Below are 18,005 nucleotides of genomic sequence, written 5' to 3'. Positions count from 1 at the left end.
TCCTCTGTGCGGTGCTGGTGCGGCGGGGTCGCTCAGGCCCCCGCGCCGGGGCCGAGGACGGTGGGCAGGACGGGCTCGCCCTCGCTGAGCCGGCAGGCCGCCGGGGGCAGCTCCGCGACGGAGGCCGCGTGGCGCTCCCGCGCCCGCACGACGCCCTCCGGGCCGGTCCAGCCCTCGAGCAGCTCGCCGTCGCGCACGAACTCCTGCAGCAGCGGCCGGTCGTCGCCGTCGTCCTCGGGCATGGCCCCGATGCCGACCAATTCGTGGGTGGCGCGCCCGTGCTCGTCGCGGCGGCGCAGGGCGTGCTTGCGCCCGCCCACCGAGGCCTTGCCCTTCGCGGCCTTCGCGACCGGGCGCAACCGCCCGGAGCCGTCCTCGCGCGCCACGAGCTTGTAGACCATCGACGACGTCGGGGCGCCCGAGCCCGTCACGACCCGGGTGCCCACGCCGAACGCGTCGACGGGGGCCGCGTTGAGCGAGGCGATCGCGTACTCGTCGAGGTCCGAGGTGACCGTGATGCGGGTGCGGTGGTTGCCCAGGGAGTCGAGCAGCTCGCGCACCCAGGCGGCCTGGGCGACCAGGTCGCCCGAGTCCAGGCGCACCCCGCCCAGCTCGGGCCCGGCCAGCTCCACGGCCCGGCGCACGGCGGTCCCCACGTCGTAGGTGTCCACCAGCAGCGTCGTGCCCAGGCCCATCGACTGCAGCTGGGCGCGGAAGGCGTCCTCCTCGGAGTCGTGCAGCAGCGTGAAGGAGTGCGCGGCCGTGCCCACGGTGCGCAGCCCGTAGCGCAGCCCCGCCTCGAGGTTCGAGGTCGAGTCGAAGCCGCCGATCACGGCCGCCCGCGCCGCCGCGACCGCGGCCTCCTCGTGCGCCCGGCGCGAGCCCATCTCGATGCAGGGCCGCCCGGCGGCGGCCCCGACCATGCGGGAGGCCGCGGAGGCGACCGCGCTGTCGTAGTTGAGCACCGACAGGAAGTAGGTCTCCAGCACGCAGGCCTCCGCGAACGTGGCCTCCACCACGAGCAGGGGGGAGTGCGGGAAGTAGGCCTCGCCCTCGGCGTAGCCCGAGATCGAGCCCGTGAAGCGGAAGTCGGCGAGGAAGCCCAGGGTGGCGTCGTTGACCACCCCCGTGCCGGCCAGGAAGCGCAGCTGCTCGTCGCCGAAGCGGAAGGAGGACAGCCCCTCCAGCAGCCGGCCCGTGCCCGCGACCACCCCGTAGCGGCGCCCGGCGGGCAGGCGGCGGGCGAAGACCTCGAACACGCTGCGGCGGTGGGCGGTGCCCGAGTGCAGGGCGGCCTGGAGCATGGTCAGCTCGTAGTGGTCGGTCATCAGTGCCGTGGGCGGCGGGGCCCACGCGTGGGTGCGCTGGTTCACGGGGACCACTCTAGCCACGCCCGGTGCCCGCCCCGCCCGTTGTGGCTACGATGGGACCACCATGCCTGAGCTCCGCACCCCGCCCGCCCCCGTCCTCCGGGCGCCCGCCGCCGCCGCGGCCACCGTCCTGCCGGGCACCGGCACCGAGACCGGGGGGACCACCGGGCTCGCCCCCGACCTGCCCTGGAACGTGGTGGTGTGGGACGACCCGGTGAACCTCATGAGCTACGTCACCTGGGTGTTCCGCTCCTACTTCGGCTACCCGGAGGAGCGGGCCCGGGCGCTGATGCTGGAGGTCCACCACAGCGGCCGCTCCGTCGTCGCCAGCGGCTCCCTCGAGGAGGCGGAGACGCACACCGCGGCGCTGCACGGGTTCGGCCTGTGGGCCACCTTCGAGCAGGCGGGGGGCCGCTGAGATGGCCCAGGGCTTCCGCGCGACCCGCCGGGGGATCACCGCGCGCCTCGAGCCGGCCGAGAAGCAGGTGCTCGGCAAGCTCTTCGCCGACGTCGCCGAGGCGCTGGCCCCCGACGAGCACCCGCAGGACCCCCTCGAGCGCATGCTCGGGGTCTCCGCGGACGCCTCGGCCCCCGAGGACCCCGCCGTCCGCCGGCTGCTGCCCGACGCGAGCACCGAGCCCGAGCGGGCCGCGGAGTTCCGCCGCTACACCGAGCGCGGGCTGCGCGAGGCCAAGATCGGGGCGCTGCGCCAGGCGGCGCTCGCCCTCGAGGCGGAGCCGGTGCGGCTGGACCCCGAGCAGGCCGGGGCCTTCGGCCGGGCCCTCAACGACGTCCGCCTGGTCCTCGCCGACCGGCTCGGGATCCGCAGCGAGGCCGACGCCGAGCGGATCGGCGCGCACGACGACTGGTCGGCCGTCGAGGACGTCGAGACGTACATGTCGCTGCTGTACAACTTCGTCTCGTGGCTGCAGGAGACCCTCGTGCAGGCCCTGCTCCAGGAGCTGCCGCGCGAGTGACCCCGCCCCGACCAGCGCCGACGCGGGGGACCGCGCCGGGCCCGCCGCGCGGTGACCGGCATCACGCCCGCCGGTGCGCCGCGGGGTTTGGGCCGGGGGTCCGGGCGGGACTACCCTCTTGTCGATATGCAGGATGACGACGTCTCGGGGGCCGGCGCCCCCACCGCGGCCGGGCCGAACCCGGGCTCGCCCATCGGAGTGTTCGACTCGGGCGTCGGCGGGCTGACCGTCGCCCGCGCCATCATCGACCAGCTGCCCCACGAGCGGATCGTCTACGTGGGGGACACCGCCCACGGCCCGTACGGCCCCTTGCCCCTGGCGGAGGTGCGCGCCCACGCGCTGCGGATCATGGACGAGCTCGTCGACTCCGGGGTGAAGCTGCTCGTCATCGCCTGCAACACCGCCTCGGCCGCCGTGCTGCGCGACGCGCGCGAGCGCTACACGCGCGTCTACGGGATCCCGGTCGTGGAGGTGATCCAGCCCGCCGTGCGCCGGGCCGTGGCCTCCACCCGCAACGGGCGGATCGGGGTGATCGGGACGGAGGCCACCGTCGGCTCCCGCGCCTACGACGACACCTTCGCCGCGGCGCCCCACCTGCGGCTGCACTCCGTGGCCTGCCCCGCGTTCGTCGACTACGTCGAGGCCGGGGTGACCACGGGCCCCGAGCTGCTGGCCACCGCCCAGGCCTACCTCGACCCGCTGCGGGACGCGGAGGTGGACACCCTCGTGCTCGGCTGCACCCACTACCCGCTGCTGACCGGCGTGATCTCCTACGTGATGGGGGACGCGGTCACCCTCGTCTCCAGCGCCGAGGAGACCGCCAAGGACGTCTACCGGGCGCTCGTGGGCCACGGCCTCGAGCGCGAGCCCGGGCTGCCCGCCGAGCACGAGTTCCTCGCCACGGGCGACGCCGAGGCCTTCGAGGTCCTGGCCCGCCGGTTCCTGGGGCCCGAGGTCGCCCGGGTGCGGCACACCAGCTCCGTGGCCGAGCAGTACCCCACCGGCTCCCTGGCCCGGATCACCCCGGAGATGGCCGCCGGCCCGCACCGCCCCTGAGCCCCCGGCGGCAGCCGCCGCCCTCCCACCGGTCCCCTGGAAGGCACCCCGCCCATGAAACTGACGATCATCGGCTGCACCGGCTCCTTCGCCGGCCCGGACTCGCCGGCGTCCTGCTACCTGGTCAGCGGCGAGGACGCCGGGGGCCGGATCTGGCGGGTGCTGCTGGACATGGGCAACGGCGCCCTCGGGGTCCTGCAGCGCCACATCGACCTGCACCAGATCGACGCCGTGCTCGTCAGCCACCTGCACCCGGACCACTGCATCGACCTCGCCGGGCTGCACGTGGCCGTCAAGTGGGACCCGCGCGGGTGGGACGCCCCCCGGATCCCGCTGTGGGCCCCCGAGGGTGCCGACCGGTACCTGGCCTCCACCCACGGCCTGCCGGCCGGCCCCGGCATGCACGGGGAGTTCGACTTCCACGCCTGGCGGCCCGAGCGGCCCGTGCGGATCGGGCCGTTCACCGTGACCCCCTACCTCGTGGAGCACCCGACCCCCGAGCCCTACGCCCTGCGCATCGACTACGACGGGGTCATGGGCCCGAGCACCCTGGCCTACTCCGGGGACACCGACGCGTGCGAGGGGCTCGTGCGGGCGGCGCGCGACGCCGACGTCTTCCTGTGCGAGGCCGCCTACCACGAGGGCCGCGACGACGCCCTGCGCGGCATCCACCTCACGGGCCGCCGTGCGGGGGAGGCCGCCCGGGACGCCGGGGCCCGGAAGCTGCTGCTGACGCACCTGCCGGTGTGGAACTCGCCGACCCGCGCCGTCGAGGAGGCCGAGGCCGTCTTCGCCGGGCCGATCGGGGTGGCCGAGCCCGCCTACACCTACCGCGTCGTCCGCCGCACCCCGCCCCGCACCGGACGCGCCGGCGGGGCCGCAGCGGCGGGCGCCGCCGGGCAGGGTGCGGGGTAAGGTGGGGGGCATGCAGAACCCCGCCGAGTCCACCGCGCCGGAGCCCCCGACCCCCGGGACGGCCAGGGCCGACGGCCGCACCCCCGACCAGCTGCGCCCCATCACGATCACCCGCGGCTGGTCCCAGCAGGCGGAGGGCTCCGCGCTCATCGAGTTCGGCAGCACCCGGGTGCTGTGCACCGCCTCCGTGACCGAGGGCGTCCCGCGCTGGCTCAAGGGCGAGGGCCGCGGCTGGGTGACCGCCGAGTACGCCATGCTCCCGCGCGCGACCTCCACCCGTTCGGCCCGGGAGTCCGTCAAGGGCCGGATCGGCGGGCGCACCCACGAGATCTCCCGGCTCATCGGCCGCTCCCTGCGCTCCGTGATCGACCTCACCGCCCTGGGCGAGAACACCGTGGTGCTGGACTGCGACGTCCTCCAGGCCGACGGCGGGACCCGCACCGCGGCGATCACCGGCGCCTACGTGGCCCTCGCCGAGGCCGTGGCCTGGGCGCAGGCCGAGGGACTCGTGGCCCGCCGGGCCCGCCCGCTGACCGACACCGTCGCGGCCGTGTCGGTCGGGATCATCGACGGCGTGCCGATGCTGGACCTGCCCTACGTGGAGGACGTGCGCGCCGAGACCGACATGAACGTGGTCGTCACCGGCTCCGGCGACTTCGTCGAGGTGCAGGGCACCGCCGAGGGCGCCCCGTTCGACCGCGCCGAGCTCGACGCCCTGCTCGACCTGGCGCTCGCGGGGTGCGCCGAGCTCACCCAGATCCAGCAGCGCACCCTCCGGGAGGCCGGCGGTGCCTGAGCCCGACGGCGCCCGCGTGGTGCTGGCCACCCGCAACCCCGGAAAGCTCGCCGAGCTGCGGGCCCTGCTCGCCGAGGCGGTGCCCGGCGCCGACGTCGAGCGGCTCGTGGTCGACGCCGCGGCCGTGGGGGCCCCCGACGTGGTCGAGGACGGGGTCAGCTTCGAGGCCAACGCCCTGCTCAAGGCCCGCTCCGCGGCCGCCGCCTCCGGGCTGGTCGCCGTGGCCGACGACTCCGGGCTCGCCGTCGACGTCCTGGGCGGGGCGCCCGGGATCTTCTCCGCCCGCTGGGCGGGCCGCCACGGCGACGACGCCGCGAACCTGCGGCTGCTGCTGGACCAGCTCGCCGACGTGCCCGACGCCCACCGCGGGGCCGGGTTCGTCTGCGCGGCGGCGCTCGCGACCCCGGACGGGCACGAGCACGTCGAGCGGGGCGAGCTGCGCGGCACCCTGCTGCGCGAACCCGTGGGCGAGCACGGCTTCGGCTACGACCCGGTGCTGCGCCCCGAGGGGCAGCAGCGCTCCCTCGCCCAGCTCGAGCAGGCCGAGAAGAACGCCATCAGCCACCGCGGGCAGGCCCTGCGGGCGCTGCTGCCCCACCTGCTGGCCGTCCTCGACCCCGTGCCGCGCGCCGCCGCGGACCCCGACTGAGCCCCGAGCCGAGACGATCCCGATGCCCTGGTCCTCCCTCCAGCACCTGCCGTTCGCCCGAGCGGTCGAGGCCGTCCTGGCGGAGGCGGGGATCACCGCCGACCGCGGGGACTGGGAGGTGCACGCGGGCGGCTCCGCCCACGTGGTCGTCAACGTCGGGCACGTGATCTCGGTGCGGATCGCCAAGAACCCCACCTCGTGCGCCCACGTCGAGCGGCGCACCGAGGTGCTGCGGCGCCTGCCGCGGTTCTCGTTCGCCACGCCCCGCCCGCTCACCGGGGTGGTGCGCTCCGACGGGTACACCGGCGTGGGCCTGACCTGGGTGCCCGGGGTGCCCCACCCGCCCGGGCACGTGGACCCGGCCGTCCTGCACCGGGTGCTCACCGAGCTCGCCGGGGTCGACGCCTCCGGCTTCGCCCGCCACCTCGACCGTCCCGGCCAGCACTGGGGCGGGCACCGGCGCCGGCACGTGCTCCTGGACGAGGTGATCCCGCGGCTGCTGCCCCGCAACCGGGACGCGGCCCGGCACGCCGTCGCCGAGCTGGCCGCCCTGCCCACCGTGGCCCCCACGCTGGTGCACGGGGACCTCATGGGCCACAACATGCTCTGGGACGGGGCGCAGCTGACGGGCGTGATCGACTGGGACCACGCGTGCCTCTACGACCCGGCCCACGACGCCGCCTCGCTGGGGCTGTGGTACGGGTGGGACGCCCTGCGCGGGGCCGTGTCCGAGGGCGTCTACGAGCGCGCGCGCCTGCACGCCCGCACCTTCCCGCTGCAGGCGGTCGCCTACGCCCTGCACCACGACCTCGACACCGCCCAGGTCAACCAGGCCGTGGCCCGGGCCGACGACTGGATCGAGGCGAACCTGCGCGTGCCCTCCGCCTGAGGCCGGCCCAGTAGGCTGGTGCGGTGCCTTCCCCCACGACCGCCCCCGCCGCCGCGACCGCCCGCACCGCGGGCGGACCGTCCTTCACCGCGATCGACTTCGAGACCGCCAACCGGTTCCCCGGCTCCCCGTGCGCGGTGGGCCTGGTCCGGGTGCGCGACGGCGTCGTCGTCGAGGAGCGCTCCGCGTACATGCGCCCGCCCCGGACCCGCGACGGGTTCGACCCCGGCAACGTGCGCGTGCACGGGATCACCGCCCGCACCGTCGCCGGGCACCCCCGCTTCGAGCAGCTGTGGCCGCGGATCGAGGCGTGGATCCTCGCGGAGGACCCGGCGGAGCTGCTCGTGGCGCACAACGCCCGCTTCGACATGGGCGTGATCCGCGCCGCGTGCGCCGAGACGGGCACCCCGCACGCGCCGCTGTCCTACGCGTGCAGCCTGGCCCTGGCCCGGCGGGGCTACGAGCTGGCCTCCTACGCCCTGCCCCGGGCGGCCGAGGCCGCGGGGGTCCCGCTGGGCCGTCACCACGACGCCCTCGAGGACGCCCGGGCCTGCGCGGGGGTCGTCGTGGACCTGGTCCGCCGGGCCGGGGCGGTCACGGTGCCCGAGGCGCTGTCGGGGGCCGGGCTGGCCGTCAGGCGTCTGGAGCCGCTCCCACGGTCCTGAGCCAGCGTCCGGCGAGGTCCTCGACGGCCTCCCGGGCGTCGAGCCGCGCGAGCAGGTCCGGGGGCAGCGCGGCCGTGCCGTGCGCGGCCGCGAGGACCGTCCCGGCCACCGCGCCCGCCGCGGACGGGACGCCGGTGCGCGACGCGGCGGCCACGGCCCGGCGCCACGCGTCCTGCGGGCCGTCCGCCCGCCGCTCCGCGTCCAGGGCCGCCCGCAGCCCCGCCGCCAGCACGGCCGGGGCCGCGTCGCCGTCCCCGGGCGGGGAACCGGCCGCCCCGGCGGCCACCGCCTCGCCGAGCAGGCGGCGGGTCGTGCCCGCCGGGCGGGTCAGGTGCCCGGCCGTCGCCCGGGCGGCCTCCACCGCGGCGGCGACCGGGTGGGCGAGGCCCTCCTGCCGGGCGCGCACGGCGGCCTGGACCGCGAACGCGTGGACGGCGGCCGCGGACTGCTCCTCCGCCTCGCCGTGGGTGAGCGCGGCGCCGTCGACGGCCAGCTGCGCCAGCGTGCGCCACCCCACGTGGGGCAGCAGCCCGAGCGGCGCCGAGCGGGGCACGCTGCCCGCGTCCCCGGACCCGGGCAGCACGGGTCGGCGCACCTCGCCCATCCGCCCCGTGCGCAGCGCGGCCAGGGCCGTGGTGCCCGTGTCCCGGCGCTCCAGGAGCACCGGGTGGTCCTCGAGGGGCCGGGCCGGCGGCTGCGGTGCCTCGGCGGGAAGGGCCCCGTCCTGGCCGCGCAGCCAGCGCAGGTAGGACAGCCACAGGCAGGCCGTGCCGTCGGCCGCGAGGCCGTCGGCGGCCCACTCGAGCACCTCCAGCAGGCCGTCGAGGGTGCCCAGGGTCAGCTGGGTGGTGGAGGAGATCCGCAGCTGCCCGGCGTCGTCGGCGCTCCCGGCGGGGGCCGCCGGGCGGACCGCGGCGCCGAGGGCGTCGCCGAGGGCTCCGCCGAGCAGGGCGGCGCGCACGGAGTCGGCGTAGCCGGGGTCCAGCGGGTCCGGGCCGGCGTCGGGCTGCAGCAGAGGTGCGGACATGCCGTCAGTCTAGGCCGCGCCCGCGGGAACGGCGCCGGGCGGGCGCCGCACCCCCCCGCCCGCCCGTGCGTCGCATCGTGACGGGCCCGGCCGCCGGCGCGGTCTACCCTGGGTACCGCGTCCCACCCCACCCGAGGACCCGGAGGAGGCCCGTGCCCAGCACGTCCGCGCCCCAGCTGCTCGGGCGGCTCTCCACCGCCGCCCGCGGCCCGCTCGCCGACTCCCGGCGGCTGGCCGCTGCCGGCGGCGCCCTGTACCCGGTGCTGACCCTGCTCGTGCGCCTGCCCCAGACCATGGTCCCGCTGGGCGTGCTCACCACGGTCGCGCTGGCCTCCGGATCCCCGGCGCTGGGCGCGCTGTGCGCCGCGGCCGTGACGGTCGGCTCGGCCCTGTGCGGGCTGGCCATGGGGGCGGCGGCGACCTCGCGGCGGCGCTGGCCCGGGCTGCTGCTGGTCGGGGTGTTCAACCCCCTCGCGGTCTGGTGGCTGCTGCGCGTGCTGGCCGCCCAGGGCGCGGAGCCGGCCGCGCTCCTCCCGGCGTGCCTGCTCACCGGCTTCGTGCTGCCCCAGATGGGGGTGGTGTGCCGGTTGCGCTGGCAGTCCCTCCTGGCGGGCTCCGACCGGGGGGACCTGCTGGAGCCATCCCAGCGGCACGAGAGCGTGATGGACGCCGTGGGCACGGTCCTGGCCGCCGGGCTCGCGGGGCTGCTCGCGGAGCGCCTGGGCCCGGCCGCGGTGCTGGCCGTGGCCGCGGCGCTCACCGTGGTCTCCGTCGCGGTGCTGCTGCTGCACCCCTCCGCGCGGCTGCCGCCCGTCCTGGTCCCGTGGGCCCCGGGCACCCCGCCCGCACCGACGCACGCCGCGCGGCAGCGCCGCCGCCGGCAGAGCGAGCTGCGGCTGCTGCCCGTCGTGGGGGCGGTGGGCCTGGGCGCGCTGGTGGGGTCGGTGCTGGGCGCCGTCGTCGTCTTCGCGTCCTCGGTGGACGCCGTCGTGTCCGTGAGCTGGCTGTACGCGGTCGCGGGGCTGACCTCGGCGGCGGCGGCCGTGCTGGCCTCCGCGCCGGTGGGCGCGGGACGGCTGCGCAACCGGTGGGTGGTCACCGCCGCGGCCTCCGTGCTGGCCGCGATGCTGCTCTCCGTCCCGGACGACGCCGCCGGGATGGTGCTCGTGCTCGCCCTGGTGGGGCCGACGGTCGGCCCCGTCCTCGTGGCCGTCCACGGCATCGCGGACCAGGCCGCGCAGCGGCCGCGGGCCACGGTGCTCACGACGGTGACGACCTCGGCGATGAGCGTGGGGATCGCCGCCGGACTCGTGCTCTCGGCCTGGTCGGGGGAGCAGTGGGGCTACCGCACGGCCGCCCTGTGGCCCGTGCTCTCCGCCTCGGTCGTGCTCGCCGCCGCCCTGCGCTACGTGCACCGGTGGCAGCGCACCGCCCCCGGGGCGGGGCGCTGACCGGACCCGGCCGGCAGCGCGCGGGACACGGCGACGCCCCCGAGGCGACCGGGTGGGCCGGCTCCCTCGGGGGCGTCGCCGCGGTGGTGCCGGCGGCTCAGTGGCCGCGGTCGATCCACTCCTGCAGGTGCGGGGCCTCGGCCCCGATCGTGGTGGTCTCCCCGTGGCCCGTGAGCACCTCGGCGCCCTCGGGCAGCACCAGCAGCCTGTCCCGGATCGAGTCGATGATCGTGGGGAAGTCGCTGTAGGACCGGCCCGTGGCCCCGGGCCCGCCGGCGAAGAGGGTGTCCCCGGAGAACAGGATCCCGTGCTCGCCCAGGTCCGCGGCCCAGAAGCACACCGAGCCGGGGGAGTGGCCGGGGGTGTGCAGCACGGTCAGGGCCGTGCCGGCGGCCCGGATCCGCTGCCCGTCGGCGAGCTCGCGGTCGAAGCCGGTCTCGGGGTAGACCTGCTGCCACAGCACGGTGTCGGCCGGGTGCAGGTGCACCGGGGCGCCGACCTGGCCGGCGACCTCGCGCACGGCGCGGATGTGGTCGTCGTGGGCGTGGGTGAGCAGGATCGCGGTGACCTCCCGCCCGCCCACGGCCTCCACGACCGCGGCCGGGTCGTGGGCGGGGTCGACGACCACGACCTGCTCGTCGTCGCCGATCAGCCAGACGTTGTTGTCGACCTCCCAGGTGCCCCCGTCCAGGGAGAACGTCCCGGAGGTGACCAGGTGCTCCACGCGCACCCGCCCGCCGTCGCCGCCGCGCAGCGGCTCGGCGCTCATCGGGCGGCCCCCGTGGACGCGGCGCCGGGGGCGGGGGCGATCTCGACGACGGAGCGCAGGACCTTCCCGGCGAGCATCTTCGCGAAGGCGGGCTCGACGTCCTCGAGCCCGATCCGCTCGGTGACGAAGCCGTCGAGGTCCAGCCGGCCCAGCCGGTACTGGTCCACGAGCATGGGGAAGTCCCGCGAGGGCAGGGTGTCGCCGTACCAGGCGGACTTGATGGCCCCGCCGTGGCCGAAGACCTGGTCCAGCGGGGCCTCCCAGGTGGTGCCCGGGGCGGGGACCCCGACCAGGACCAGGCGCCCGGCCAGGTCGCGGGCCTCGAAGGCCTGGGCGAAGGTGGGGGCGATCCCCACCGCGTCGACCACGACGTCGGCGCCGTGCCCGCCGGTGAGCTCGCGGATCGCGGCCACCGGGTCGGTGTCCTTCGAGTTGACGGTGTGGGTGGCGCCGAACCGCCGGGCGGTGGCGAGCTTGTCGTCGTCGAGGTCCACGGCGACGATCGTGGTGGCCCCGGCCAGGGCGGCCCCGGCGATCGCTGCCGCACCGACCCCGCCGCAGCCGATCACGGCCACGGACTCCCCGCGCTGGAGGGCCCCGGTGTTGAGGACCGCGCCGATGCCGGCCATGACCCCGCAGCCGAGCAGGCCCACGGCCGCGTACTGCTCCGGGGCCAGCTCGGCCTCGATCTTCGTGCACTGCCCGGCGGCCACCAGGGTCTTCTCGGCGAAGGCGCCGATGCCCAGGGCGGGGGTCAGCTCGGTGCCGTCCTCGAGGGTCATCTTCTGGGTGGCATTGTGGGTGTCGAAGCAGTACCAGGGCTCGCCCTTGCGGCAGGCCCGGCACTGCCCGCACACCGCCCGCCAGTTCAGGATCACGGTGTCGCCGGGGGCGAGGCCGGTCACCCCCTCGCCGACGGCGGAGACGACCCCGGTGGCCTCGTGGCCGAGCAGGAACGGGAAGTCGTCGCCCACGGCCCCGACCTGGTAGTGGTGGTCGGTCTGGCACACCCCGCAGGTGATGACGTCGACCAGGGCCTCCCCGGGCCCCGGGTCCGGGACCAGGATCGTCTCGACCACGGCCGGTTCGTTCTTCGCCTTCACGACGACGGCTCTGACCTCGTGCACGGGAAACCCCTTCCGTTGAGCTTCTTCGGTGGCGGCCGCCGGTGGGCCGGCGGCCGTGCCCGGCCCTCGGGCCCGGCTCCGGGACCAGTCTAGGCATGCCCGCAGGGCGCCCCGGGCCCGGCCGGGCGGGCGGCGCGGCGGGCGGGGCTCAGCAGCCGGGGCCGCGGGACAGGAAGGCCGCGGCCGCGCGGCGGGCCGCCCCGGCCGTGAGGACGTCCACGTGCCCGCGCCCCGGCACGACGAGCACCTCGGTGGGGGCCCCGCTCGTGCGGCGCAGCCGTGCCAGGGCCTGCGGGTCCGCCCACGGGTCGGCCCCGCCGGCCAGCAGCAGCGCCGGCTGCGGCGGCACGGCGGCGGCCGGGTCGAAGGGCTCGGCGGCCACGGCCCCGGCCAGCGCGGCCCACCGGGAGGCGGCGGAGGGGTCGGGGGCCGTGCGCAGCAGGAGAGCGGCCAGGGCGGCGGCGGAGTCCGGGGCGTGCGCCGGCCCGCCGGCACGCCCGGGACCGGCGGCCGCGGGGACGTCCACGGGTCCGCCCCGCCCGGGCGGCGGGGCCCGGAGCGCGCCGGCGAGCGCCGGCAGGCGGTCGCGCACGCCCAGGCCGCCGAGCACGAGCGGGCCGACCGCGGGGGAGGCGGCGGCGGCCGCCCAGGCGAGCTGGGCGCCCAGGGAGTAGCCGGCGAGGGGCACCGGTGCGCCCTGCGCACGGGCGAGCGGCTCCACGAGGCGGACCAGCTCGGCCACGAGCCCCGAGCGCGTGGTGCCGGGGACGGGGCCGGGGGCGGCGCCGTGGCCGGGCAGGTCGGGACCCAGGGGCCGCAGGCCGGCCCGCTCCAGCTCCCGCACCCAGCCGGTGCGCGCCCAGCCCGCACGCGCGGCGGCGGCGAGGCCGTGGACGAGGACCACGGGCCGGCCGCCGCCGCGCTCGCCGAGCTCGAGCAGCTCCACGCGGGGCGCCGGGCTCAGGAGGTGCGGTCCGCCCGGGCGTCGTCGTGGTCGTCCCCGCCGCCGGAGTAGTCCAGGTGCTCGTGGCGCAGGCGCAGCTTCCGGCCCTGGTCGACGAGCTTCTCGGTCTTCTCCTCCAGCTTGTCGATCTGGCGGGTGTCGCGCGGCGGCAGCTGGATGGACTCCTCGGCGCGCAGCCCGCCCTGCAGCTCCCGGCCGCGCTCGAGCTCGGCGTCGATCTCGGCCCCGAGCAGCAGCACGTTGTTCATGATCCACAGCCCGAGCAGCAGCACGATCACCGAGCCGATGATGCCGTAGGTGGCGTTGTAGGAGGCGAAGTTGCTGACGTACCAGGCGAAGCCGAGGCCGGCCACGGCCATCACGACGAGCGCGATGATGGAGCCGAGGCTGATCCAGCGGAACTTGGGCTGCCGGACGTTGGGGGTGAAGTAGTACAGGACGGCGATGAGCACGACGGCCAGGGCGACGACGACGGGCCACTTGGCGATGTTCCACACGGTCACCGCGGTGCTGCCGAGGCCGATGAGGTCCCCGACGATGCGGGCGAGGTCGCCAGAGACGACGACCATGACCATGATCAGGGCGACGATGACGACCAGCATCAGGGTCACGAGCACGTTCATGGGCCGCAGCTTCCAGATCGGCCGGCCCTCCTCGACCTCGTAGATGCGGTTCATGGCCCGACCGAAGGCGCCCGTGTAGCCGGAGGCGGTCCACAGCGCACCGAGGATGCCCGTGAACAGTGCGAGCCCGGCGCCGGTGCTCGTGGTGAGGTTGGCGATCGGCCCCTCGAGGAGGGTCACCAGCTCGGCGGGGGCGTACTGGTCGAGGAAGTCGGTGATGGCCTGCGCGGTCGCCTCGCCCTGGCCGAAGACGCCCAGCAGGGACACGAGGGCGAGCAGCGCCGGGAAGAGGGAGAGGACGGCGAAGTAGGTCAGCGACGCCGCGAGGTCGGTGCAGTCGTCCTTCGAGAACTCCGCGACGGAGCGCTTGAGCACGTACCCCCACGAGGGCTTGCTGATCTCCGTGATGCTGTCGGGCTTGCGGTCGCTCTCCGGGTGCGGTGCGGTGCGCTCCTTGGCGCGGGTGTCCTGGTCGGTGTCCTGGCTCATCGGTCGTCCTTCGGGTCGGCCGGCGGGCCGGGTGCGGCCGGCGCCGCCGGGGGGAATGTGCGGGCGAACTCTCAGGCATCAGTGTACTGATGGAATGCGCCGGCCGGGGACGCCGGCCCGGGACGACCACCGGGCGGCGGGGGAGCGGCCCCGTGCGGGCCGGGCGGCTCAGAGCTCGCCGACGGCCTCGCGGAGCCGGTCGGCCAGTCGGGTGAGGATCTTCAGCTCGTCGGCGTCGAGGCCGGCGGACATCAGCTCGTGGACGTGCCGGCGGAACTGCTCGGCGATCTGGCCCTGCATCGCCCGGCCGCGGTCGGTGAGCCGGATCCGCAGCCCGCGCAGGTCCTGCGGGTCCTGCCAGCGGTGCACGAGGCCCTTGAGCTCGAGCCGCTCCAGCATGCGGCTGAGGCTCGACTGGGTGAGCAGCACGTACTCGTTGAGCTCGTTGAGCCGCATCCCCGCCTCGTCGGCACGGGAGAGGTTGAAGAGCACGTCGTACTCGCGGGCGGAGAGCTCCGCGAACTCGGGGTGTCGCTGCAGACGCCGCATCACCGCCACCTGGGCCCTGTAGAGGGCCTCCCAGGCGTCGGCGCTGATCTGCACTCGATCTGTCTCTCTGCGGGGCACACTCACATGCTACGGGTGCGTTTCATGGACGTGTTCGCCCCCGGTGTCCCCCCTTCGGGGGCCCCTCCCGGCCCGTGCGCCGGTGCCCCGCGGACGCCGGGGGCCGGATCCCGGGGTGACCAGGAGCGACACCGCCGCGGGGGCCGCGGGCCGGCCGGGGGGACGGTGGTCACGTCCACGAAAGAGCGCACGGAGCGCCGGCCTTCCCTCCTGCGCCCCGGCCCGGACCGGAGGCCCCCGACGGCGGCGCCGGACGGGGCGACCCCCGACGGCGGCGCCGGACCGGCGCGGTGTGCGGGGGCTCAGCGGCCCTGCCGGGCGGCGGCCAGCCGGCTGATGCGCTCCTCGCGGCGGGCGGCCCGGCGCTGCTTGCCGGCCTCCACGAGGCGGTAGAGCACGGGCACGAGCACGAGGGTCAGCAGCGTCGAGGAGACGAGCCCGCCGATCACGACGACGGCGAGGGGCTGGGAGATGAAGCTGCCCCGGCCGGTGAGCCCGAGCGCCATGGGGGTCATGGCCAGGACGGTCGCCAGGGCGGTCATCACGATCGGGCGCAGGCGCCGGGCGGCGCCCTTCTCGACCGCCTCCTCGAGGCCCATCCCGTGCTCCGGGCCGCGGTACCGGTTGATGAGGTCGATGAGCACGACCGCGTTGGTCACCACGATGCCCACGAGCATGAGCACGCCCACGAGCGAGGCCAGGCCCAGGGGCACCCCGGTGGCCAGCAGCGCCAGGACGGCGCCGGTGGCCGCGAAGGGGATGGACACGAGCAGGATCAGGGGCTGGACCAGCGACTTGAACGCGGCCACGAGCACCACGTAGACGATGGCGACGGCGGCGAGCACGGCCAGGCCGAGCTGGCGGAACGTGGTCTCCTGCTCGGAGGCGGCCCCGCCGAGCTCCGCGGCGGCCCCCTCGGGCAGCCGCGCGCCGGCGAGGGCCTCCGCCACGGCGGCGCTCGTCGCGCCGAGGTCGTCGCCGGCGGGGGTGACGGACACGGTGGCGGTGCGCCGGTCGCCGCTCGAGGTGATCTCCTCCACGGAGAGGACCTCCTCGACGTCGGCCACCTCCTCGAGCGGGACGGCGCCGCCGCCGGCGGGCACGGGCAGGCGCCGCAGCTCGGCCACGTCCTCGACGTCGCGGCCCTCCCCGACGGTCACGGGCACGGTGTCCGCGTCCAGCTCGACCGAACCGGCGGGCAGGGGGTTGACGGTGCCGGCCAGCGCGCCGGTGACCTGCTCCTCGCTCAGCCCGCGCGCGGCGGCGGCCGCGCGGTCGACGGTGACGACCACGGTGGGCTGGGTCGCGGCCAGGTTGGAGGAGACCTGGGCGGCGGCGTCCACGCCCCGCACGGCCTCGACCACGGCCCGGTCGGCGGCCTCGAGAGCCGCGCGGTCGGGGGCCGTGATCTCGATCTCCACGTCGCTGCTCGTGAAGCCCTGGGCCCCGCGCACGGTGAACTCCCCGGCGCCCTCGAGGGCCGCCAGCCGCTCGCCCACGGTGCGGCGCAGCTGCTCCTGGTTGCGCTCGGCGTCGGTGGTGATCGAGTACGTGGCGGAGTTCGGGCCGCCGCCGGGCAGGAAGGCGGAGAGCCCGCCGCCGGTGCCCATCGTGACCTGGACGTCCTCGATCCCCGCCGTGTCCGCGAGCACCTGCTCGGCGCGGGCGGCCTGCTCGGAGGTGACCTCCAGCGCCGTCCCGGCGGGCAGGTCCTGGTCGACCGTCATGGTGTTCTGGCCGGTGTCGCCGAGGAGGTTGGTGGGCAGCACCGGCAGCAGGGCCGCGGTGCCGGCCAGCAGCAGCACGGAGACCGCGAGTGTGGCCCACGGCCGGCGCTGGGTGGCCCGCAGGACCGGCAGGTAGCCGCGGGCCAGGCGGGTGGGGGCCTCGGCCGCGCCCCCGGCCCAGGGGGCGGGGCGGGGGGCGGCGCGGCGGCGGGCCAGCCGGGGGTCGCGCAGGAACCAGTAGGCGAGCACGGGCACGATCGTCAGGGAGACCACGAGGGAGGACAGCAGCGCGATGGTCGTGGTCAGGGCGAACGGGCGGAAGAGCTCACCGGTGACGTCGCCCACGAACGCGATGGGGACGAACACGGCCACGGTGATCAGCGTCGAGGCGGTGATCGCCCCGGCGACCTCCCGCACCGCGGTCAGGATCGCCGCCCGCTTCGCGCCGGGGCCGGCCGTGAGGTCCACGAGGCCGTAGTGGCGCTTGATGTTCTCGATCACCACGATCGAGTCGTCCACGACGCGCCCGACCGACAGGGTGATCGCGGCGAGGGTCAGCAGGTTGAGGGAGTAGCCCAGCGCACCGATCCCGATGAACGTCGCGAGCAGGGACAGGGGGATCGACACGGCGGTGACGAGGGTCGAGCGCAGCGACGCGAGGAAGACCAGGATGACGAGCACGGCGAAGCCCAGGCCGAGCAGGCCCTCGACCGTCAGGTCGTGGATGGACTGCTCGATGTAGGGCGCCTGGTCGAAGACCACGGTGATCCGCGCGCCCGCCCCGAGCTGCTCCTCCAGCCGCGGGATCATCTCCCGCACCGCGCGGGAGATCGTCACCGTGTCCCCGTCCGGGGTCTTGGTCACGGAGATCGCGAGGGTGGGGGCACCGTTGGTGCGGGTGATCGAGGTCGCCTCGCGGTCCTCGAGGCGGACCTCGGCCACCGCGCCGACGGTCGCCGGGGCGGCGTCCTGCGGGGCCTCCGGCGAGCGCGGCAGCGGCACCGCCGCCACCGCCTCGAGGGAGTCCAGGGGCGAGCCGGCCTGCACGGGGACGCTCGTGCGACCGTCCTCGACCGTGCCCACCGGCACCAGCCCGCCGCTCTCCTCGAGGGCGGTGCGGATGTCCGCGGGCCCGGCGCCGGCGCGGGCCAGCGCGGCCGGGTCCGGCAGGATCGAGACGACCTGCTCCGGGGCGCCGCTGACCTCCGCCGAGCGCACGCCCTCGATCTCCTGCAGGTCCGGGACGGTGAGCCGCCCGAGGTCGGCGCCCAGGGCGCTGAGGCCCTCGTCGGAGGCGACGGCGAGGTAGACGATCGGCAGGTCCGCGACGGACCCGGCGAACGCGGTCGGCTCGACGTCCTCGGGCAGCTGCGGCCGGACGTTGGCGATGGCCCGCTCGACCTGGTTGCGGGCCCGGTCCAGGTCGGTGCCGTACTCGAAGCCGAGCCGGAGGCTCGAGAGCCCGCCGCGGGAGGTCGAGCTCGAGCTCTCCAGCCCCTCGACGATGCTCAGGGCGCGCTCGAGCGGGCGGCCCACCTGCTCGTCGACGACCTCGGCGGAGGCGCCGGGCATGGCGGCCACCACGCTGATCGCGGGGATCTCGAGGGAGGGGATCAGCTCCTGCTTCATGGACCGCAGGCTGAGCACCCCGAAGAGGGCGACGAACAGCGTGATGAGCACGATCAGGGCGCGGTTGGCCATGGACGTGCGGGCGAGCTGGAACACGCGGGCTCCTCGGCGGCAGGCAGGGCGCCCGGTGCGGGACCGGGCGCGGACGCGTCCCAGCGTAGCGCTCCGCCCCGACAGCCCCGCGGCCGGGGAGGCGCCCGGGGACGACGACGGGGCCCGGACCGCGCGGTCCGGGCCCCGTCGGGCACCCGCCGC

At 76.6% G+C, this 18,005-nt stretch carries 17 protein-coding genes; 9 read left to right on the top strand and 8 right to left on the bottom strand.

What is annotated here, in order from left to right; translation table 11 throughout:
- Positions 1–32: 32 nt before the first annotated feature.
- On the bottom strand, positions 33–1,328 hold the full coding sequence (locus tag AS188_RS12645) for a nicotinate phosphoribosyltransferase (protein ID WP_058859922.1): 1,296 nt from the start codon (positions 1,326–1,328) through the stop codon (positions 33–35).
- A gap of 106 nt (positions 1,329–1,434) precedes the next feature.
- Between AS188_RS12645 and clpS the strand changes: the two genes are divergently transcribed.
- The 8 genes from clpS to AS188_RS12605 all read left to right on the top strand — a co-directional run bounded on the left by clpS (position 1,435) and on the right by AS188_RS12605 (position 7,317).
- Positions 1,435–1,788 carry an ATP-dependent Clp protease adapter ClpS gene (clpS, locus tag AS188_RS12640; protein ID WP_058859152.1) on the top strand — a complete coding sequence of 118 codons (354 nt, stop codon included), beginning with the start codon at positions 1,435–1,437 and terminating at the stop codon, positions 1,786–1,788.
- Position 1,789: 1 nt separating this feature from the next.
- Positions 1,790–2,347 carry a DUF2017 domain-containing protein gene (locus tag AS188_RS12635; protein WP_058859151.1) on the top strand — a complete coding sequence of 186 codons (558 nt, stop codon included), beginning with the start codon at positions 1,790–1,792 and terminating at the stop codon, positions 2,345–2,347.
- Positions 2,348–2,473: 126 nt separating this feature from the next.
- On the top strand, positions 2,474–3,403 hold the full coding sequence (gene murI / locus AS188_RS12630; RefSeq protein ID WP_058859150.1) for a glutamate racemase: 930 nt from the start codon (positions 2,474–2,476) through the stop codon (positions 3,401–3,403).
- Positions 3,404–3,457: 54 nt separating this feature from the next.
- Entirely contained in the window at positions 3,458–4,318 is an 861-nt protein-coding gene (locus tag AS188_RS12625; RefSeq protein WP_083529443.1) for an MBL fold metallo-hydrolase, read from the top strand.
- Positions 4,319–4,328: 10 nt separating this feature from the next.
- The gene (rph, locus tag AS188_RS12620) at positions 4,329–5,114 is read left to right on the top strand and encodes a ribonuclease PH (protein ID WP_058859149.1); all 786 of its coding nucleotides are present in this window, start codon (positions 4,329–4,331) and stop codon (positions 5,112–5,114) included.
- Positions 5,107–5,763, top strand: coding sequence for an RdgB/HAM1 family non-canonical purine NTP pyrophosphatase (rdgB, locus tag AS188_RS12615; protein WP_058859148.1), 657 nt, complete (start codon positions 5,107–5,109; stop codon positions 5,761–5,763). Before rph ends, rdgB begins: the two co-directional genes overlap by 8 nt.
- 22 nt (positions 5,764–5,785) lie before the next feature.
- A complete protein-coding gene (locus tag AS188_RS12610) occupies positions 5,786–6,652 on the top strand; it encodes a phosphotransferase family protein (protein ID WP_058859147.1) in 867 nt (288 codons plus the stop codon).
- Positions 6,653–6,675: 23 nt separating this feature from the next.
- Positions 6,676–7,317 carry a 3'-5' exonuclease gene (locus AS188_RS12605; RefSeq protein ID WP_058859146.1) on the top strand — a complete coding sequence of 214 codons (642 nt, stop codon included), beginning with the start codon at positions 6,676–6,678 and terminating at the stop codon, positions 7,315–7,317.
- Here the strand turns inward: AS188_RS12605 and AS188_RS12600 are convergent.
- Positions 7,286–8,344 (bottom strand): ADP-ribosylglycohydrolase family protein, encoded by a 1,059-nt coding sequence (locus AS188_RS12600; RefSeq protein WP_058859145.1) that lies wholly within the window; start codon positions 8,342–8,344, stop codon positions 7,286–7,288. The genes AS188_RS12605 and AS188_RS12600 overlap by 32 nt on opposite strands.
- A 152-nt stretch (positions 8,345–8,496) precedes the next feature.
- Between AS188_RS12600 and AS188_RS12595 the strand changes: the two genes are divergently transcribed.
- Complete coding sequence (locus tag AS188_RS12595) at positions 8,497–9,795, top strand: hypothetical protein (protein ID WP_058859144.1); 1,299 nt, start codon at positions 8,497–8,499, stop codon at positions 9,793–9,795.
- A gap of 97 nt (positions 9,796–9,892) precedes the next feature.
- Here the strand turns inward: AS188_RS12595 and AS188_RS12590 are convergent, their stop codons facing one another.
- The 6 genes from AS188_RS12590 to AS188_RS12565 form a co-directional block, all read right to left on the bottom strand.
- Positions 9,893–10,564 (bottom strand): MBL fold metallo-hydrolase, encoded by a 672-nt coding sequence (locus AS188_RS12590; RefSeq protein ID WP_058859143.1) that lies wholly within the window; start codon positions 10,562–10,564, stop codon positions 9,893–9,895.
- The gene (locus AS188_RS12585; RefSeq protein WP_058859142.1) at positions 10,561–11,691 is read right to left on the bottom strand and encodes an S-(hydroxymethyl)mycothiol dehydrogenase; all 1,131 of its coding nucleotides are present in this window, start codon (positions 11,689–11,691) and stop codon (positions 10,561–10,563) included. Before AS188_RS12585 ends, AS188_RS12590 begins: the two co-directional genes overlap by 4 nt.
- Before the next feature lie 148 nt (positions 11,692–11,839).
- Positions 11,840–12,637: an alpha/beta hydrolase gene (locus AS188_RS12580; protein ID WP_058859141.1), complete on the bottom strand. Its 798-nt coding sequence runs from the start codon at positions 12,635–12,637 to the stop codon at positions 11,840–11,842.
- Positions 12,638–12,651: 14 nt separating this feature from the next.
- A complete protein-coding gene (locus AS188_RS12575) occupies positions 12,652–13,767 on the bottom strand; it encodes a YihY/virulence factor BrkB family protein (RefSeq protein WP_058859140.1) in 1,116 nt (371 codons plus the stop codon).
- Between the two features lie 168 nt (positions 13,768–13,935).
- Complete coding sequence (locus AS188_RS12570) at positions 13,936–14,370, bottom strand: MarR family winged helix-turn-helix transcriptional regulator (RefSeq protein ID WP_058859139.1); 435 nt, start codon at positions 14,368–14,370, stop codon at positions 13,936–13,938.
- Between the two features lie 326 nt (positions 14,371–14,696).
- Positions 14,697–17,846, bottom strand: a complete 3,150-nt coding sequence (locus tag AS188_RS12565) for an efflux RND transporter permease subunit (protein WP_058859138.1) — start codon at positions 17,844–17,846, stop codon at positions 14,697–14,699.
- Positions 17,847–18,005 lie beyond the last annotated feature (159 nt).

Source organism: Kocuria flava, assembly GCF_001482365.1.
Taxonomy (GTDB): Bacteria; Actinomycetota; Actinomycetes; order Actinomycetales; family Micrococcaceae; genus Kocuria; species Kocuria flava.
The sequence above is the reverse complement of the archived record's forward strand: the minus strand, read 5'-3'. Positions and strand labels throughout refer to the sequence as shown.

What these genes read in the sequence shown, in the direction of transcription:
- AS188_RS12645 (WP_058859922.1), bottom strand. Translation starts at nt 1,328, where the DNA reads ATGACCGACCACTACGAGCTGACCATGCTCCAGGCCGCCCTGCACTCG.
- clpS (WP_058859152.1), top strand. Translation starts at nt 1,435, where the DNA reads ATGCCTGAGCTCCGCACCCCGCCCGCCCCCGTCCTCCGGGCGCCCGCC.
- AS188_RS12635 (WP_058859151.1), top strand. Translation starts at nt 1,790, where the DNA reads ATGGCCCAGGGCTTCCGCGCGACCCGCCGGGGGATCACCGCGCGCCTC.
- murI (WP_058859150.1), top strand. Translation starts at nt 2,474, where the DNA reads ATGCAGGATGACGACGTCTCGGGGGCCGGCGCCCCCACCGCGGCCGGG.
- AS188_RS12625 (WP_083529443.1), top strand. Translation starts at nt 3,458, where the DNA reads ATGAAACTGACGATCATCGGCTGCACCGGCTCCTTCGCCGGCCCGGAC.
- rph (WP_058859149.1), top strand. Translation starts at nt 4,329, where the DNA reads ATGCAGAACCCCGCCGAGTCCACCGCGCCGGAGCCCCCGACCCCCGGG.
- AS188_RS12610 (WP_058859147.1), top strand. Translation starts at nt 5,786, where the DNA reads ATGCCCTGGTCCTCCCTCCAGCACCTGCCGTTCGCCCGAGCGGTCGAG.
- AS188_RS12600 (WP_058859145.1), bottom strand. Translation starts at nt 8,344, where the DNA reads ATGTCCGCACCTCTGCTGCAGCCCGACGCCGGCCCGGACCCGCTGGAC.
- AS188_RS12590 (WP_058859143.1), bottom strand. Translation starts at nt 10,564, where the DNA reads ATGAGCGCCGAGCCGCTGCGCGGCGGCGACGGCGGGCGGGTGCGCGTG.
- AS188_RS12575 (WP_058859140.1), bottom strand. Translation starts at nt 13,767, where the DNA reads ATGAGCCAGGACACCGACCAGGACACCCGCGCCAAGGAGCGCACCGCA.